At 71.8% G+C, this 15142-nt stretch carries 17 protein-coding genes; 8 read left to right on the top strand and 9 right to left on the bottom strand.

The window, feature by feature from the left end:
* Window positions 1-30 precede the first annotated feature (30 nt).
* Window positions 31-606: a TerD family protein gene (locus NAMU_RS14875; protein WP_015748224.1), complete on the bottom strand. Its 576-nt coding sequence runs from the start codon at window positions 604-606 to the stop codon at window positions 31-33.
* Between the two features lie 251 nt (window positions 607-857).
* On the opposite strand from NAMU_RS14875, the gene NAMU_RS14870 reads away from it, so the two are divergent.
* The 4 genes from NAMU_RS14870 to NAMU_RS14855 are packed head-to-tail and all read left to right on the top strand — an operon-like array spanning window position 858 to window position 5381.
* On the top strand, window positions 858-2021 hold the full coding sequence (locus tag NAMU_RS14870; protein WP_015748223.1) for an HpcH/HpaI aldolase/citrate lyase family protein: 1164 nt from the start codon (window positions 858-860) through the stop codon (window positions 2019-2021).
* A complete protein-coding gene (locus NAMU_RS14865; protein WP_015748222.1) occupies window positions 2018-3382 on the top strand; it encodes a phosphoribosyltransferase domain-containing protein in 1365 nt (454 codons plus the stop codon). Before NAMU_RS14870 ends, NAMU_RS14865 begins: the two co-directional genes overlap by 4 nt.
* A gap of 50 nt (window positions 3383-3432) precedes the next feature.
* Entirely contained in the window at window positions 3433-4560 is a 1128-nt protein-coding gene (locus tag NAMU_RS14860) for a cysteine protease StiP family protein (RefSeq protein ID WP_041370709.1), read from the top strand.
* Complete coding sequence (locus NAMU_RS14855; protein ID WP_015748220.1) at window positions 4557-5381, top strand: HAD family hydrolase; 825 nt, start codon at window positions 4557-4559, stop codon at window positions 5379-5381. Before NAMU_RS14860 ends, NAMU_RS14855 begins: the two co-directional genes overlap by 4 nt.
* 9 nt (window positions 5382-5390) lie before the next feature.
* On the opposite strand, the gene NAMU_RS27485 is transcribed toward NAMU_RS14855, so the two are convergent.
* Together NAMU_RS27485 and NAMU_RS14845 are read right to left on the bottom strand one after the other, a co-directional pair.
* Window positions 5391-5954, bottom strand: coding sequence for a hypothetical protein (locus NAMU_RS27485; RefSeq protein ID WP_015748219.1), 564 nt, complete (start codon window positions 5952-5954; stop codon window positions 5391-5393).
* A gap of 28 nt (window positions 5955-5982) precedes the next feature.
* Window positions 5983-6408 (bottom strand): VOC family protein, encoded by a 426-nt coding sequence (locus NAMU_RS14845; RefSeq protein ID WP_015748218.1) that lies wholly within the window; start codon window positions 6406-6408, stop codon window positions 5983-5985.
* A gap of 162 nt (window positions 6409-6570) precedes the next feature.
* On the opposite strand from NAMU_RS14845, the gene NAMU_RS14840 reads away from it, so the two are divergent.
* Window positions 6571-6996: a ChaB family protein gene (locus NAMU_RS14840; protein ID WP_015748217.1), complete on the top strand. Its 426-nt coding sequence runs from the start codon at window positions 6571-6573 to the stop codon at window positions 6994-6996.
* Between the two features lie 5 nt (window positions 6997-7001).
* Here the strand turns inward: NAMU_RS14840 and NAMU_RS14835 are convergent, their stop codons facing one another.
* From NAMU_RS14835 to NAMU_RS14820, 4 genes are read right to left on the bottom strand one after another with little or no spacing between them, the layout of a single operon-like run.
* Entirely contained in the window at window positions 7002-7616 is a 615-nt protein-coding gene (locus tag NAMU_RS14835; protein ID WP_015748216.1) for a response regulator transcription factor, read from the bottom strand.
* Window positions 7613-8773, bottom strand: coding sequence for a sensor histidine kinase (locus tag NAMU_RS14830; RefSeq protein ID WP_015748215.1), 1161 nt, complete (start codon window positions 8771-8773; stop codon window positions 7613-7615). Before NAMU_RS14830 ends, NAMU_RS14835 begins: the two co-directional genes overlap by 4 nt.
* A gap of 35 nt (window positions 8774-8808) precedes the next feature.
* The gene (locus tag NAMU_RS14825; protein WP_015748214.1) at window positions 8809-9588 is read right to left on the bottom strand and encodes an ABC transporter permease; all 780 of its coding nucleotides are present in this window, start codon (window positions 9586-9588) and stop codon (window positions 8809-8811) included.
* Window positions 9585-10514 carry an ABC transporter ATP-binding protein gene (locus tag NAMU_RS14820; RefSeq protein WP_015748213.1) on the bottom strand — a complete coding sequence of 310 codons (930 nt, stop codon included), beginning with the start codon at window positions 10512-10514 and terminating at the stop codon, window positions 9585-9587. The genes NAMU_RS14825 and NAMU_RS14820 overlap by 4 nt, the downstream gene beginning before the upstream one ends.
* Before the next feature lie 205 nt (window positions 10515-10719).
* Between NAMU_RS14820 and NAMU_RS14815 the strand changes: the two genes are divergently transcribed.
* Together NAMU_RS14815 and NAMU_RS14810 are read left to right on the top strand one after the other, a co-directional pair.
* The gene (locus tag NAMU_RS14815) at window positions 10720-11346 is read left to right on the top strand and encodes a hypothetical protein (RefSeq protein ID WP_015748212.1); all 627 of its coding nucleotides are present in this window, start codon (window positions 10720-10722) and stop codon (window positions 11344-11346) included.
* Window positions 11343-11711 (top strand): cupin domain-containing protein, encoded by a 369-nt coding sequence (locus tag NAMU_RS14810; RefSeq protein ID WP_015748211.1) that lies wholly within the window; start codon window positions 11343-11345, stop codon window positions 11709-11711. The genes NAMU_RS14815 and NAMU_RS14810 overlap by 4 nt, the downstream gene beginning before the upstream one ends.
* A 223-nt stretch (window positions 11712-11934) precedes the next feature.
* Here NAMU_RS14810 and NAMU_RS14805 read toward each other — a convergent pair whose 3' ends face one another.
* Window positions 11935-12213, bottom strand: a complete 279-nt coding sequence (locus NAMU_RS14805; protein ID WP_015748210.1) for a DUF3040 domain-containing protein — start codon at window positions 12211-12213, stop codon at window positions 11935-11937.
* Window positions 12214-12345: 132 nt separating this feature from the next.
* Here NAMU_RS14805 and NAMU_RS14800 point away from each other — a divergent pair, with 132 nt between their 5' ends.
* On the top strand, window positions 12346-13794 hold the full coding sequence (locus NAMU_RS14800) for an MFS transporter (protein WP_015748209.1): 1449 nt from the start codon (window positions 12346-12348) through the stop codon (window positions 13792-13794).
* A 10-nt stretch (window positions 13795-13804) separates the two neighbouring features.
* On the opposite strand, the gene NAMU_RS14795 is transcribed toward NAMU_RS14800, so the two are convergent.
* Window positions 13805-15043, bottom strand: a complete 1239-nt coding sequence (locus NAMU_RS14795; RefSeq protein ID WP_015748208.1) for an MFS transporter — start codon at window positions 15041-15043, stop codon at window positions 13805-13807.
* Window positions 15044-15142 lie beyond the last annotated feature (99 nt).

The following is a 15142-nucleotide window of genomic DNA, read 5'->3' as shown; positions in this document are numbered from 1 at the left end:
ACCGCCCGTTCCTCCGCGTCAGGGCACTGATCAGATGTTCACTCCGAAGTCGCGGGCAATCCCCGCCAGCCCCGAAGCGTAGCCCTGACCGATTGCGCGGAACTTCCACTCCGCGCCGTTGCGATACAGCTCACCGAACACCATGGCGGTCTCGGTCGACGCGTCCTCGGACAGGTCGTAGCGGGCCAGTTCGCTGCCGTTGGACTGGTCCACGACCCGGATGAAGGCGTTGCGGACCTGGCCGAAGGACTGCCCGCGGGTATCCGCGTCGTAGATCGAGACCGGGAAGACGATGGAATCCACGGTGGCCGGCACGGTCGACAGGTCCACGTTGATGACCTCGTCGTCGCCCTCGCCCTCACCGGTCAGGTTATCGCCCTGATGCACGATCGACCCGTCGGGCGAGGTCTTGTTGTTGAAGAAGATGAAGTACTCGTCGGAGACCACCCGGTGGTTCGGATCCAGGCCCAACGCGCTCGCGTCCAGGTCGAAATCGTCACCGGTGGTGGATCGGACGTCCCAGCCCAGGCCGACGGCCACTGCCTTCAGGCCGGGAGCGGCCTTCGTCAGCGAGACGTTGCCGCCCTTGGTCAGGCTCACACCCATGTTTTCTCCCCTTCGATGGTCGACCGAGCTGCGGTGCCCGATCGTCTGTTCGTCCTGTGTTCACCGATCACCACGTCCGGGCCAGTAACCTGCGCTGGTCGATCGAAGTTGGGGGTGTCGGCCGCAAGCTCTCCGGGAACCCTATCGATCGCCACGGCCCAGACCGTGGTCATCCGATGACCGAACTCCCCGATTCCAGTCAGAGTTCCCGACCGTTCGCCAGACCGGTCGGGCCGCCCAGAAGGAGAACGATGCGGCACTTCGACCACCTGGCCGAGGACGTGCGTCGCGATCTGTTCCACGCCCAGCCGGAGTCCTTCGACCGGGACAGCGACCGGTCGGTGCTGGCCCACGCGCTGGGGGCGACCCTGTACGTGCCGGCGACCCGATCCGACCTGGCCACCACGGTGCGCCGGCGGGCGGCGGCCGGCGCCAGGTCGATGGTGATCGACCTGGAGGACGCCATCACCGACCACTCGGTGGATTCGGCGGTCGCGTCGACCTCGGCGGTGCTGGGCCAGCTCGACCAGGACCCGCCGGACAGCCTGATCTTCGTCCGGGTGCGCACGGCGGCGCAGATCCGGGAGCTGACCCTGGCCCTGGGCCCGGGCCAGCAGATCGTCAGCGGGTTCGTGCTGCCCAAGTTCGGGGCCAAGACCGGCGAGGAATACCTGCAGGCCGTCGCCGAGATGGAAGCCCGCTCGGTCCACCCGGTCTACGCGATGCCGGTCCTGGAGACCCCGGAGGTGCTCTACCGGGAGGCCCGGGAGGCCGAGCTGATCGGCATCCGGGAGCTGCTGGACCGCTACCGGCCGCGGGTGCTGGCCGTCCGCATCGGCGCCACCGACCTGTGCGGGCTGTTCGGCATCCGCCGGGACCGCGACCTGTCCATCTACGACGTCGGGGTGGCCGCCGACCTGATCACCCAGGTGGTCAACCACCTGGGCCGCACCGACGGCACCGGCTTCGCCATCACCGGTCCGGTCTGGGAGTACTTCGCCAACCACGAGCGGATCCTGCGGCCGCAACTGCGGCAGACCCCGTTCGCCGAGCGGCACGCCGACGAGCTGCGGCGCACGCTGATGAGCCGCGACCTGGACGGGTTGATGCGGGAGGCGATCCTGGACCGGGCCAACGGGCTGACCGGCAAGTCGGTCATCCATCCCTCGCACATCCCGCCCGTGCACGCGCTGGCCGTGGTGCCGCACGAGGAGTACCAGGATGCGCTGGACATCGTCGAGCCCGAGTCGGTGGCCGGCGGGGTGCGGGCCTCCGAGTACCGCAACAAGATGAACGAGATGCGACCGCACCGGATCTGGGCCGAACGGACCCTGCAGCGGGCGCAGGTCTTCGGATCCGCGGCCGCCGGGATCTCGCACATCGACATCCTCACCGCGTTGCAGGAAGCCGCGTGACCGCGGTCGCCGACGGTTCCTGGGTGGGGCGGCGCTACGGCATCGAGGTCGCCGATCGGTGCTCGCCGGTCGGCCTGGCCATGGTCGATCTGACCCGGATCGCCCTGCGTCGCAACCCCAAGCGGGCCCAGCTGCTGGTCTCGACCGTGCTGGGCAAGCACCTGCCGGTGGATCCACGGGTGGTCGACGGGGCCGGCCGGCTGCTGGGGGCGCTGGTCGCCCGCGCCCTGGCCGACGACGGGTCGCCGGTGCCGGCCGACTGGCGCGACGCCGCACGGGCGAGTGTGCGTGGCGGCGACCCCGACCGGTTGATGGCCCTGGTGGCCGCCGAACGCCGGGCCCCGGCGCCGGACGTGCTCACGGTGGGCTTCGCCGAGACCGCGACCAGCCTGGGGCACCTGGTCGCCGACCAGCTCGGCTCGGGTTACCTGCATTCGACCCGCCGGCCGGACGGTCCGGTGCCGGTGGCCGCCGACTTCGTCGAGTCGCACTCGCACGCGACCGACCACCTGCTGCGGCCGGGGCCGGCGGTGTCGCTGGCCGGCGCCGGCCCGGTGGTGCTGGTCGACGACGAGCTGTCCACCGGGCGAACCGCGCTCAACGTCATCGAGTCGCTGCACGCCACGCACCCGCGCGACCGTTATGTGCTGGCCGGTCTGGTGGACGCCCGGAGTCCCGAATCCGACGCGGTGCGCCGGTCGGTGGCCGCCCGGCTCGGCTGCCGGATCGACGTCGTCGCGTTGGTCGGCGGGGCCGTTGGGGTGCCCGACGGCACCGTCGATCGGGTCGCGGCCGACCTCGCCGGCCTCGACCCGGCGGCTCCGGCCGGGTCGGGCGACGTGCGCACGGTGCAATTGCCCTGGCCGTCGGAGGTGCCGCAGGGTGGCCGGCACGGGTTCGCCGACGCCGACCGGCCCGCGTTCGACGCGGCGATCCTGGCTGCGGCCGGCCCGCTCGCGGTCGCCTGCGGGGATGCCCGCCGGGTGCTGGTGGTCGGCACCGAGGAGCTGATGTACCTGCCGCTGCGGCTGGCCCTCGCGCTGCGCGGGCCCGGGCGGGCCACCGCGTTCCAGTCGACCACCCGGTCCCCGGTGCACGCGATCGACGAGCCCGGTTACCCGATCCGGCGGCGGATCGATTTCCGGGCGCGGGTGCATCCGGCGACCGACGAACTGGCCGTCCGGCACGTGTACAACGTGCGCTGGCCGGACCCGATCGACTCCGTGGGTCCGGAGGAGGCCGACCTGGTGGTCGTGGTCGACGACGGGCACGCCGTCGACGGCCCGGACGGGGTCGCCCAGGCGGTGGCCGCGGCGACCGGCGCCCCGGTCGTGCTGGCTCGATTGGCCGTGGCCCGATGACGACCGCCCCGACCGGGCCGGTCCCACTGCCCGTCCCACTGCCGGTCCAGCTGCCGGCCCCCCTGACCGGCCCCGCCTTCGGCAGCTACCGGCCGGACGAGGTCGCGTGGCTGCTCACCGACCTGTCGGCGGCCGACCTGGAGGCCGACGCGGCCCTGCGGGAGTCGGCGATCCAGGCCGGGCGGGCCCACTACGCCGAGTCGCTGCCGGTGGAGTACCAGCCCGACCCGGCCTACCAGGCGTTGTTCGACCGCATCCTGGCCGACACCGCGGCCCGGCTCGCGCACGCGGTCGGCGCGGTCACCGAGCTGGTGCTGGCCGAGCGCGGCCCCGACGTCGTGCTGGCGTCGCTGGCCCGGGCCGGCACCCCGATCGGCATTCTGATGCGGCGGTGGGCCCAGCGGTTCCACGGTCTGGACCTGCCGCACTACGCGGTGTCGATCGTGCGGGCGCGGGGGATCGACGAGGTTGCGCTGCGCTACCTGGCCACCCGTCACGACGCGGCGTCAGTGGTGTTCGTCGACGGCTGGACCGGCAAGGGCGCCATCGCCCGGGAGCTGTCCGAGGCGCTGGCCGGAGTGCGGGCGGCCGGCGGCCCGGCGTTCTCCGACGACCTCGCGGTGCTGGCCGATCCCGGTCACTGCGTGCGCACCTTCGGCACCCGGGACGATTTCCTCATCGCCTCGGCCTGCCTGAACTCGACGGTGTCCGGCCTGGTCTCGCGAACCGTGCTGAACCGGGACCTGATCGGCCCGGACGATTTCCACGGCGCGAGGTTCTACGCCGAGTTCGCCGACCGGGATGTGTCCGGGGTGTTCCTGGACGCGGTCGCCGATCGATTCGACGGCGTCGTCGACCAGGTCCGGGCCGAGCAGCCGGCGTTGGCCGCCGCCGACCGGGCGGTGACGTTCGCCGGCTGGGCCGCGGTCGAACGGATCCGGCAGCAGTACGGCATCGCCTCGGTCAACTTCGTCAAGCCCGGCGTCGGCGAGGCCACCCGGGTACTGCTGCGCCGGGTGCCGTGGAAGATCCTGGTCCGCGAGGCCGACCACCCCGATCACCAGCATCTGCGGCTGCTGGCCGCCGACCGCGGGGTGCCGGTCGAGGTCGTGCCCGATCTGGCCTACTCGTGCGTCGGACTGGTCCGGCAGGTGCACGGCGAATCGGGGGAGGGATGAGCGCCGGGCCGGCCGGCGCCACCCTGGTGGCCAGCGACCTGGACCGCACGCTGATCTACTCGGCGGCGGCCGCCGGACTGGCCCCGGGCGCCGCCGACCCCGGGCTGATCTGCGTCGAGCTGCTGGACGGGCGGCCGCAGTCGTTCATGACGACGGCCGCGCACCGGCTGCTCGCCGACGTCGGGCGCGCCGCGGTGCTAGTGCCGACCACCACCCGCACCCCGGCCCAGTTCGCGCGGGTCGAGCTGCCGGGCCCACCGGCCCGGTTCGCGGTGGTCAGCAACGGTGGTCAGCTGCTGGTCGACGGGGTGCCCGACGCGTCGTGGCGGGCCGGCGTGCAGGACCGGATCGCCGCCGACGGGGTGCCGCTGACGGCGGTCGTGGCCCGGCTGGACGTGGTCGCCGCCGGGCCGTGGGTGCTCAACCGGCGCATCGCCGACGACCTGTTCTGCTACCTGGTGGTGGATCTCGCCGCCCTGCCGCACCATTTCCTGGCCGACTGGACGGCCTGGTGCGCCGACCGCGGCTGGGTGGTCTCGATGCAGGGCCGCAAGATCTACGCCCTGCCCGTCGGGTTGACCAAGGAAGCGGCGATCGCCGAGGTGCGCGGCCGGGTGGGCGCCACCCGGATGCTGGCCGCCGGGGACGGCGCCCTGGACGCCGGCCTGCTGACCATGGCCGACGACGCGATCCGCCCGGCCCACGGCGAGCTGTACGAGACCGGTTGGCAGGCCCCGGGTGTCCGGGTGACGGCGAACATCGGCGTGCACGCGGGCGAGGAGATCGTCCGCTGGTTCGCCGAACGGCTGGCCGCCGCCTAAGTTGCCGACCTACCCGGTTGGGGACGGTCCCGGCGTGAGCCGGCGCACCCATTCCGGCGCGGTGCCGCCCAATCGCCGTTCGGCGGCCGTCCACAGCTGGGCCGCGGCCGCATCGACGGCCGACGGCGCGACCGGCCCGCTCGGTTCGGTCAGCTGCGCGGACGGGCGCGCCGGATCGTCCGGGCGCAACCGGCGCACGGCCACCGCCCGCAGGATCGCCAGTTCCTCCGGCCCGGCCAGCTCGGACTCCGCCAGCGTGCCCAGGATCCGCCAGGACACCAGCTGACGGTCCTCGGGCGGCTCGTAGAGCCGGTCGATCGCCCACTGCGCGCGCTGCCACCACTGATCCCGCCGCTGCGCCTGCGCGTCCAGGGCATCGGCCTGCTGCCGCTGCCGGATGGTGCCGATGCCGACGATCAGCGCGACGATCGCGGTCAGCGCGGTGGCCACCGGTCCGAGCTGGGCGACGGTCTCCAGCAGCGTGGTCGAGGACGCCACGGCCACCGCCCACATGATGGCCACAGTGCCGGCGACGGCGAGCACGATCACGGCGGCGGTCGGCAGGCGCCTCATCCGGTGGTCCCGGGTCCCAGGTGGCGGCTCAACTGACGCAGAACTCGTTGCCCTCGGGGTCGGCCATGGTCACCCACCAGTGCGGCCCCTGCCGGCCCCGGTGAAGCTCGCGGGCCCCGGCCGCGGTCAGCCGCGCCACCTCCTGCTCGATGTGCTCCTCGCCGACCCGGATGTCCAGGTGCATCCGGTTCTTCACCGTCTTGGCCTCCGGGACCAGCTGGAACAGCATCCGCGGGGCCGAGCCTTCCGGATGGTTGATCGCTTGCCCCTCCCTCCACACCAGCACCCCGTGGTGGGTGGTGGTGTCGGCGTCGGTGGCGTACCCGGCATCGACCATCTTGCGGATGAAGGCCTCGTCACTGGGTTCGACCTGCCAGCCCAGCGCCTCGGCCCACCAGTCCGCGAGCCCGTGAGGGTCCGCACAGTCCACCGCGACCTGAAATGTGTATGCCATGGGTCACAGGTTACGAAGGCGGTCCGACAGTGCGGTCCAGGGTGCGGGCCCCTGGGCGGCGCCCTGCTGGGTCACCGCCCTGCTCGACCGGCCGGCCCGGAGACGGACAGCGGCGTGAGGGTGCCGGCGGCCGGGTACTTCTCGGGTCAGGAGGTGACCGCAATGCCCAAGTCCACGAAGAGCGGGGCGGCCAAGCACAGCGAGCTGCCCAGCACCCTGCAACGCTCGGATGAGAAGGCCCAACGCACGTACGCGCACACCTACGACTCGGCGATGGAGCAGTACGACGGCGACGAGCGACGGGCCAATCAGACGGCGTTCGCCGCGCTCAAGCACACCCACGAGAAGGTCGGCGACCACTGGGAGCCCAAACAGGAGTGGGGCCCGTCCGACGCCCACGCCGAACGCGGACGGGACGACCCGCACCCGACCGCCGGCGGGGTGGACGCGAACGCCAGCAAGGAGCACCTGTACGAGTTGGCCCGTCGGCTCGACGTCAAGGGCCGCTCGTCGATGACCAAGGACGAGCTGGTGCAGGCCCTGCAGAAGGCGAACGACCGGGCCAGCGCCCGGGCCCGGGCCGACTGATCGGCTCAGATCCAGCCGCGGTCGGTGGCGATCCGCAACGCATCCGCCCGGGTCGCCGCGCCGGTCTTGCCGATCACCGACGAGAGGTGGTTGCGGACCGTGCCCTCGGACAGGAACAGCCGGCCGGCGATCTGGCTGACCGTTCCGCCGTCCGCGGTGGCCAGCAGCACGTCCCGTTCCCGGCCGGTCAAAGGGGATTCGCCCAGGGCCAGGCTCTCCGCGGCCAGGTCCGGGTCGACCACCCGCAGCCCTTGATGCACCCGGCGGATCGCGTCCAGCAGGGTCTCCGGGGGCGCGTCCTTGACCATGAACCCGGCCGCGTGCGCCTCCATGGCCCGGCGCAGGTACCCCGGGCGGCCGAAGGTGGTCAGGATGACCACCCGGCAGGCCGGCACCTGCTCGGCCAGCACGGCCGCGGCGGCCAGCCCGTCCATCCCGGGCATCTGCACGTCCAGCAGGGCCACGTCGGGTCGGTGGGCCAGCGCGGCCGGCAGCACCTCGTCGCCGCGCCCGACCTGGGCGACCACCGTCATATCGGGTTCCAGGTTGATCAGGCTGGCGAACGCCCCGCGGATCAGGGCCTGGTCGTCGGCCACCAGCACCCGGATGGGTTCGCTCATCGCTGCCGCGCCCGGGCGGGCAGCCCGGCGGCCGCCGGGCGGGGCAGCGGCACGCTGACCCGGACCGAGAAGCCGCCGGCCAGGGGTCCGGCCAGCAGGGTGCCGCCGGCCGCCCGGACCCGTTCGTCCAGCCCGGTCAGCCCGTTGCCGGCCGGCGCGGGTTCCCGGGGGGCGTCCGCCCGGTCGTCGTTGACGATCTGCACCCAGCCGGGACCGACGGTGATGGTGCAGGTGGTGGCGTGGGCGTGCCGGACCACGTTGGTCACCGCCTCCCGGACGACGTAGCCGAACAGCTCGCGGACCGACGGATCCACGTCGTCGACGGCGCCGGGCACCTGGGCGGTCACGCCGGCCGCCCGCAGCACGCTCGCGGCGACGGCCAGCTGACCGGCCAGCGACATCTGACGAAAGCCGGAGGCGGTGGCCCGCACATCGGCCAGCGCCTCCCGGGCCAAGGTCTCGACCTCGGCGACCTGCGCGGCGGCCGCGTCGTCGTCCCGGCCGATCAGCCGGCGGGCCAACCCGGCCTTGATCGCGATGGCCGTGAGCGAGTGACCCAGGATGTCGTGCAGGTCCCGGCCGATCCGTTCCCGCTCGGCGGCGACGGCCATCGTGGCCAGCTCCTCGCGGGTCTGCCGCAGTTCGACGTTGAGCCGCACGTTGCCGACGAAGCCGACCATGAACGCGGTCATCGCCACCGTGGTCAGGGCGAGTTCCCAGCCCAGCGGGTCACCGGCGAGCTGATCGATCAGCAGCATCCCGACGGCCAGGCCCAGACCCAGGCCCATCGCCGCCCAGTCCGCGAACAGCAGGCCGCCGGCGACGGCGGTGAAGATCCACAGCGCGGTCGCCGACGAGCCCAGCACCACGAACATCGGCAGGCTCAGCAGCAGCAGGACGGCGACCACCGCGATCTTGATCCGCAACGAGGCGAACAGGCACCGGCCGGGCACGAGGATGTAGAAGGCCGAGAAGGCCAGCAGGGTGCCGACGGACCAGATCTTGGTGCTGACCGGCAGGTCGGAGTCGATGATCTCGACGTAGGCCGAGACCAGGAACAGCTGGGCGATCAGCGCGCCCATCGTCCACCGCCGACCACCCGACGGATGCCCCCGGGTCAGATACCCGTCGGGCAGCTCGGGACGGGGATCGGTCATCGGCCCATCCTGCCGCAGGGCGGTCGGGGGCACGGTCAGACCTTCGCGCCGCTGCGCCGGTAGGACCAGATCCCGACCAGGCTTAGCACCACGGTCCACGCGGCCAGCACGGCGACCGCGGTCATCGGGACGCCCTGCCCGGCCAGCACGGTGCGGCCAAGCTCGCCCAGCCAGTAGGACGGGGTCACCTTGGCGACGTCCTGCAGGAAGGTGGGGAACTGGTCGACCGGGAACCACAGGCCGCCCAGGATGGACAGGCCAAGGTAGGTGATCATCGAGATGGGCTGCACCGTATCGACGGTGCCGGCGAAGCCGATGACCAGTCCGAGCACGGCGAACGGGATCAGCCCCAGCCACACCGCCACCCCGGTTTCCACCCACTGGGCGGCACTGAGCTGCACGCCGCCGATCGTCGCGCCGGCCAGGAACACCAGCAGCAGGGCCGGCAGCGTGACCAGCATCGACACGACCGCCTTGGCCACCAGGTACGAATGGGCGGGCAGCGCGGTCAGCCGCAGCTGTCGGTTCCAGCCGACCTGGCGTTCGATCGCGATCCGGGCGCCGGTGTTGATCGCGGCGCCGATGCAGCCGAACGAGGCCATCGAGACCATCAGGTAGGCCACGACGCTGAGCCCGTCACCGGCGTCCTGACCCTGATACAGGTTGGCGTACAGCAGGAACAGCAACAGCGGCAGGGCGACGGTCAGCACCAGGAAGCGGACGTTGCGGAACGCCAACCGGGTGGACATCAGGGCGTAGCGGGCGGTCATCGCCCCGGTCCGGGGGGCGCGGGGGGTGGTGGTAGCGGTGCTCATCGGGCGGCCTCCTGCCGGGATGTGGCGACGAGTTCGAGGAAGGCGTCCTCGAGATTGCCGGCGGCGATCTCGATGTCGTGGGCCTGCGGATAGGCCGCCAGCAAGGCCCGCAGGGCAGTGTCGGAGTCGTTGCAGTGCAACAAGGTCCGGGCGCCCTGCCGCTCGGTGCCGAGCACTCCCGGGAGCGCGCCGAGTGACTCGGTAGCGGACCCGTCGACGACGGCCGAGATGGTGCGGCCGGCCACCGTCGACTTGATCTGGGCGCCGGTGCCGTCGGCGACGAGGACCCCGCGGGCCAGCACGACCACCCGGTCGGCGAACTGGTCGGCCTCCTGCAGGTAGTGCGTGGCGAACAGCACCGTGCGGCCACCGGCGGTGAACTCCCGCATCGACGCCCAGAACGCCCGCCGTACCTCGACATCCATCGCCGCGGTGGGCTCGTCGAGCACCAGCAGGTCCGGGTCGGGCACCAGGGCCAGGGCGAAGCGCACCCGCTGCGCCTGCCCGCCGGAGAGTTTCTGCGTCTTCTGCCCGGCGATGTCGGTGACGCCGGCCATCTCTATCGCCCGTGCCGGCGGCATCGGGTTCCGGTGCAAACCGGCGAACATGGTGACCAGTTCGCGGACGGTGACGTCCGGCAGCAGCGCACCGGCCTGCAGCATGGCGCCGACCCGTCCGGCCTGGACCGCGGCGACCGGGTCGGAACCGAAGATCCGCACGGTGCCGGCGTCGGGTCGGGTCAGCCCGAGCAGCATGTCGATGGTGGTGGACTTGCCGGCGCCGTTCGGGCCCAGGAACGCGACGACCTCGCCCGGGGCGATCAGCAGGTCGACCCCGCGCACGGCGTGGACGTCCCCGAAATGCTTGTGCAGCCCGGTCAGCCGGACCGCGGCGCCGTCCGGCGCCTGGGGGGTGGTGGTGGACATGAGCCAAGCTTCGGCCGGGCGGGGGGCCGGCGGATGCGGCGGCTGTCATCGATCCGGCATGACACCTGTCATGGGTCGGCCGGCGAGCCTCTTGCCCGTGCGGCAAATATGGACAAAAGTGATGAATGACGCCTCCGGCGGGAGGTTGCCGGACGAGGCCGATCGGTCCCCGCCCTCCGAAGCGATGCGTTGGGAGGAAGCGGAAGTGTTCATCCAGGTGATTCAGGGCAAGGTGGCCGACGCCGAGGGTGTGCGGGCGGCGATGGACCGATGGGGCCGCGACCTGCAGCCCGGTGCCACCGGCTGGCTGGGCACCACCGGGGGGATCACCGACGACGGCATGTTCGTCGCGACCGTGCGGTTCGACTCGGCCGAGGCCGCTCGGCGCAACAGTGCGCGCCCCGAGCAGGCGGCCTGGTGGTCGCAGACCGAGACGTGCTTCGACGGGCCGGTGACGTTCTTCGACTGCCCGCAGGTCGACGTGTGGATGCAGGGTGGCTCGGACGACGCCGGATTCGTGCAGGTGATGGAGGGTCACACGAGCGATGCCGACCGGATGCGTGAGCTGATGCAGCGCTACACCGACGAGATGCATCGGCTGCGTCCGGAGATCATCGGGGCAACCGTTGCGCTGCACGGTGACGGGGCATTCGTCGAGACGGTGTACTTCACCTCGGAGGCCGAGGCAAGGAAGGGGGAGAGCGCGCCACCCCCCGAAGAGATGGCTCGGGCCTTGAACGGCGAGCTGATGGACAACGTCTCGTTCCTGGACCTGCACCAGCCCTGGCTGGTCTCGCCGGCCGGCGCCGGTCGCGGCGGGAGCCGGCCATGACGCAGCCGCTGGAGCACCTGAGTTTTGACCGACCGGACGAGGTGCGTGGCGGCGACCGGTGGCGACTGGAACTGCTGAATCTGGCCCGCGGGGCCCAGGTCGGGCGGCTGACCATCCAGCCGGGCTGGAAATGGTCCGTCGATGTCAAGCCGGTGGCCGGCACCGACCTGTGCCTGGCTCCCCACCAGCAATATCAGCTGTCCGGGCGGATGCACGTGATCATGCAGGACGGCACCGAGCTCGATACGGCCGCTGGTGAGGTGACCACGCTGCCGCCGGGTCACGATGCCTGGGTCGTCGGCGACGAGCCGGTCGTCGCCGTCGACTGGCAGGGCGCCTCCATCTGGGGCCGCCCGCAGCAGTGAGGGCGGTGACGGTCCCGATCTGCACCCCCTCAGGGGTGTAGCGGCCGCGGTCGACAACGCGACACGATGAAAACCTTCCGCTGCAGAGGTCGTCGGTCATCGCCGGGGCCAGCTGAAGCGGCGGGAATGAGCGCCTCGCCTACCACTCAGTGCCGACCCCTCCGGGCGGTCAGGGGTGGGGCGCAGGCGCTCTTCCATGACCGCCGTGGCTGGTGGCCTTGCTTTACAGTCGGGCGCGTTCGCGCACGACGAGGACCACCGCGGTGCCCATTGCCGCCAACCCGGCGCCGACGATGACCAGGCCGAAGACCAGGTTCGCGTCGGTCAGGACGAGTCCGGTGATGAGCGCGACCATGCCCATCACGAAGATCGCGAGCGCGGCCACCAGCCGCGGGCGGCGCAGGCCACTGTTGGTGACCCGTTGGGCGAACGTGGGATCTTCCAGGGCCAGCCCGCGCGCAATTTCGTCCAACCGGCGCTGTTCGCCGTCCGACAATGCCATGTCCACTCCCCGAATCCGGGGTCGGCCGGCGGATGCAGTCTCCGTCGACGCGTGGCGCCCGATCAGTTCATCGTACGGCGGAACCGGACGGCCGGATTTGGTCCGCTGCGATGCCCCGGGCAAGGTATCCGGGTGACAGGTCGGCAGAACGGGCCCCCGCCTGCGGGCCGGTCCGGGCCGGGCTTCTCCCGGGCGTTGGCCGTCCTGGTGGCCGGCGCGTTCTTCATGGAGAACCTGGACGCGACGATCATCGCGCCGGCCGCGCCGTCGATCGCCGCCGACTTCGGCGTCACCCCGGTGCAGATCAACGTCGCGATGACGGCCTACCTGCTGACCGTGGCGATCCTGATCCCGGCCAGCGGGTGGCTGGCCGACCGGTTCGGCGCCCGGGCCGTCTTCTGCCTGGCCATCACCATCTTCACGATCGCCTCGGTGGGCTGCGCCGCCGCGCCCACCCTGGGCGTGCTGACCGTGGCCCGGGTGTTCCAGGGCATCGGCGGGGCGATGATGGTGCCGGTCGGCCGGCTGGTCGTGCTGCGCAGCACCGACAAGTCCGAGCTGATCAAGGCGATCGCCTACCTGACCTGGCCGGCCCTGGTCGCGCCGGTGCTGGCGCCACCGCTGGGCGGGCTGCTGTCGGAGTTCGCATCCTGGCACTGGATCTTCCTGATCAACGTGCCGCTCGGGCTGGTCGGGCTGTTCCTGGCCCTGCGGCTGGTGCCGGACGTGCGGGCCGACCAACCGCGCCGGTTGGACTGGCGGGGCTTCCTGCTCACCGCCGCCGGGGTGGCCGCGCTGGTCATCGGCTTGGAAGGCATCGGCACCGGACAGATCGGTACCGGGCCGAACATCGCATTCGTCGCCATCGCGCTGGGCACCGCGCTCCTGGTGCTGGCCGCCGACGTCGGCTACCTGCTGCGCGCCCGGCACCCGTTGCTGGACCTGCGCACCCTGAAGATCCACAGCTTGCGCGCGGCGGTGGCCGGCGGCACCGTCTTCCGGCTGGTGATCAGTGCGATCCCGTTCCTGCTGCCACTGTTCTTCCAGGTCGGCTTCGGCTGGTCGGCCGCGCAGGCCGGCGGCATTGTCATCGCCCTGTTCGCCGGCAACGTGGGCATCAAACCGCTGACCACGCCGCTGATGCGGGCATTGGGCATCCGCACGGTGCTGCTGATCGCGCTGGCCCTGTCCATCGCCTGCCTGCTGGCGATGGGCCTGCTGCAGGCGACGACGCCGCTGACCGTCATCGTCGTCGTGCTCGCGGTCAGCGGTGTCTTCCGGTCGGTCGGTTTCTCGGCCTACAACAGCGTGGCCTTCGCCGACGTGCCGGCGGACCGGATGACCCACGCCAACACGCTGCACGCCACGCTGCAGGAACTCGGCGCGGGGCTGGGCATCGCGGTGGGCGCGCTGCTGGTCCGGCTCGGCGACCCGGTCGGCCAGGCACTGGGCCTGGCCGACGATCCGGGCACCCCGTACCGGGTGGCGTTCGTGCTGCTGGGGGCGATCTTGCTGGTCCCGTTCGTCGAAGCGGTGCTGATGCCCGCCTCCGCCGGGGGCGCGGTGACCGGTCGCCGTTGACCGGGTGCGGTCAGTGCCGGGCGTTGATCGCGGCCAGGTGCCGGCGGCCGAAGACCGCGATCATCAGCAGTCCGCCGATGACGCAGGCGCCACCGAACCAGAACGGGGCCGACAGGCCGACCTCCTCGCCGAGCTTGCCGCAGATCCACGGCGAGGCGGCCGCCCCCAGGAACCGGACGAAGTTGTAACCGGCCGAGGCGACCGGGCGCGGGACGGGGGAGACGTTCATCGCCGACTCGGTGAACAGCGTGTTCAGCACGCCCAGCGGGGCGCCGCACGCGATCACCAACACGGTGACGGCGACGTGGTTGTCGACGGTCAAGGCCAATGCGACCAGGATCGCGGTGAACACGCCCAGGGTGATGATGAACGCGTTGGTCAGCCCGAACCGGCGGTGCATCCACGGTGCGCCCCAGACGGCGCACAGGCCCAGCAGGACGCCCCACCCGAAGAACAGGAAGCCGATCCCGAAAGCGCTGTAGGGCAACGTGAACGGGGTGAAGGCCAGCACCGCGAAGAAGCCGCCGTTGTAGAGCAGGGCGGCAATGCCCAATACCAGCAGGCCACCGTGCCCCAGCGCGCGCAATGGGTCGGCCGGCCGGATTCGGTGGGTGACCGTGACCTTGTCCTTCAGGAACAGCGAGATGGCCAGCAGGGCGATGCCCATCAACACGGCCACGCCGAAGAACGGGGCCCGCCAGTTGACGGTGCCCAGCAGCGCGCCGACCAGCGGCCCGACCGAGATGCCGACGCCCAGCGCGGCTTCGTAGAGCGTGACGGCCTTCTCGGCGCCGCCCCGGGCGACGGCGATGATCGCGGCCAGTGCGGTGGCGATGAACAGGGCATTGCCCAGACCCCAGCCGGCCCGCCAGCCGACGAGCGCGGCGACCGAATCGGACGTTCCGGCCAGGGTGGTGAACACGATGATGATGACGAGCCCGGCCATCAGCGTGGTCCGGCCACCGAAGCGGCTGGAGACGAACGAGGTGATCAGCATCGCGATCGCGGTGACCAGCAGGTAGCTGGTGAACAGCAGCGAGACCTCACTGGGGGTGGCGTCCAGGTTGGCCGCGATCGACTTGAGGATCGGATCGACCAGCCCGATGCCCATGAACGAGACCATGGCCGCGAAGGCCAGCACCCAGACGGCGATCGGCTGGCCGGTCCTGGCCGGGGCCGGCGCCGGGTCGGTGGGTGCGGGGGTATCGGTGACGGCGGGGACGGTGCCCGCACCGGAGGGGTAATCCATGGTGGGCCTTCCAAGTAGTTAACGACGCTAACTACATTAGGAGCAGCCGCCGACGATGTCCAGGCGGGATGGGTCACACCGCCGGTCGGGCGGGCCGGC

The organism is Nakamurella multipartita DSM 44233 (genome assembly GCF_000024365.1).
Classification (GTDB): domain Bacteria; phylum Actinomycetota; class Actinomycetes; order Mycobacteriales; family Nakamurellaceae; genus Nakamurella; species Nakamurella multipartita.
The sequence above is the reverse complement of the archived record's forward strand: the minus strand, read 5'-3'. Positions and strand labels throughout refer to the sequence as shown.

Bases quoted from the DNA above. Each gene is read 5' to 3' on its own strand.
- NAMU_RS14845 (WP_015748218.1), bottom strand. From the start codon at position 6,408: ATGGCATACACATTTCAGGTCGCGGTGGACTGTGCGGACCCTCACGGG.
- NAMU_RS14820 (WP_015748213.1), bottom strand. From the start codon at position 10,514: ATGTCCACCACCACCCCCCAGGCGCCGGACGGCGCCGCGGTCCGGCTG.
- NAMU_RS14795 (WP_015748208.1), bottom strand. From the start codon at position 15,043: ATGGATTACCCCTCCGGTGCGGGCACCGTCCCCGCCGTCACCGATACC.
- NAMU_RS14805 (WP_015748210.1), bottom strand. From the start codon at position 12,213: ATGGCATTGTCGGACGGCGAACAGCGCCGGTTGGACGAAATTGCGCGC.
- NAMU_RS14825 (WP_015748214.1), bottom strand. From the start codon at position 9,588: ATGAGCACCGCTACCACCACCCCCCGCGCCCCCCGGACCGGGGCGATG.
- NAMU_RS14875 (WP_015748224.1), bottom strand. From the start codon at position 606: ATGGGTGTGAGCCTGACCAAGGGCGGCAACGTCTCGCTGACGAAGGCC.
- NAMU_RS27485 (WP_015748219.1), bottom strand. From the start codon at position 5,954: ATGAGGCGCCTGCCGACCGCCGCCGTGATCGTGCTCGCCGTCGCCGGC.
- NAMU_RS14810 (WP_015748211.1), top strand. From the start codon at position 11,343: ATGACGCAGCCGCTGGAGCACCTGAGTTTTGACCGACCGGACGAGGTG.
- NAMU_RS14840 (WP_015748217.1), top strand. From the start codon at position 6,571: ATGCCCAAGTCCACGAAGAGCGGGGCGGCCAAGCACAGCGAGCTGCCC.
- NAMU_RS14855 (WP_015748220.1), top strand. From the start codon at position 4,557: ATGAGCGCCGGGCCGGCCGGCGCCACCCTGGTGGCCAGCGACCTGGAC.
- NAMU_RS14835 (WP_015748216.1), bottom strand. From the start codon at position 7,616: ATGAGCGAACCCATCCGGGTGCTGGTGGCCGACGACCAGGCCCTGATC.
- NAMU_RS14870 (WP_015748223.1), top strand. From the start codon at position 858: ATGCGGCACTTCGACCACCTGGCCGAGGACGTGCGTCGCGATCTGTTC.
- NAMU_RS14830 (WP_015748215.1), bottom strand. From the start codon at position 8,773: ATGACCGATCCCCGTCCCGAGCTGCCCGACGGGTATCTGACCCGGGGG.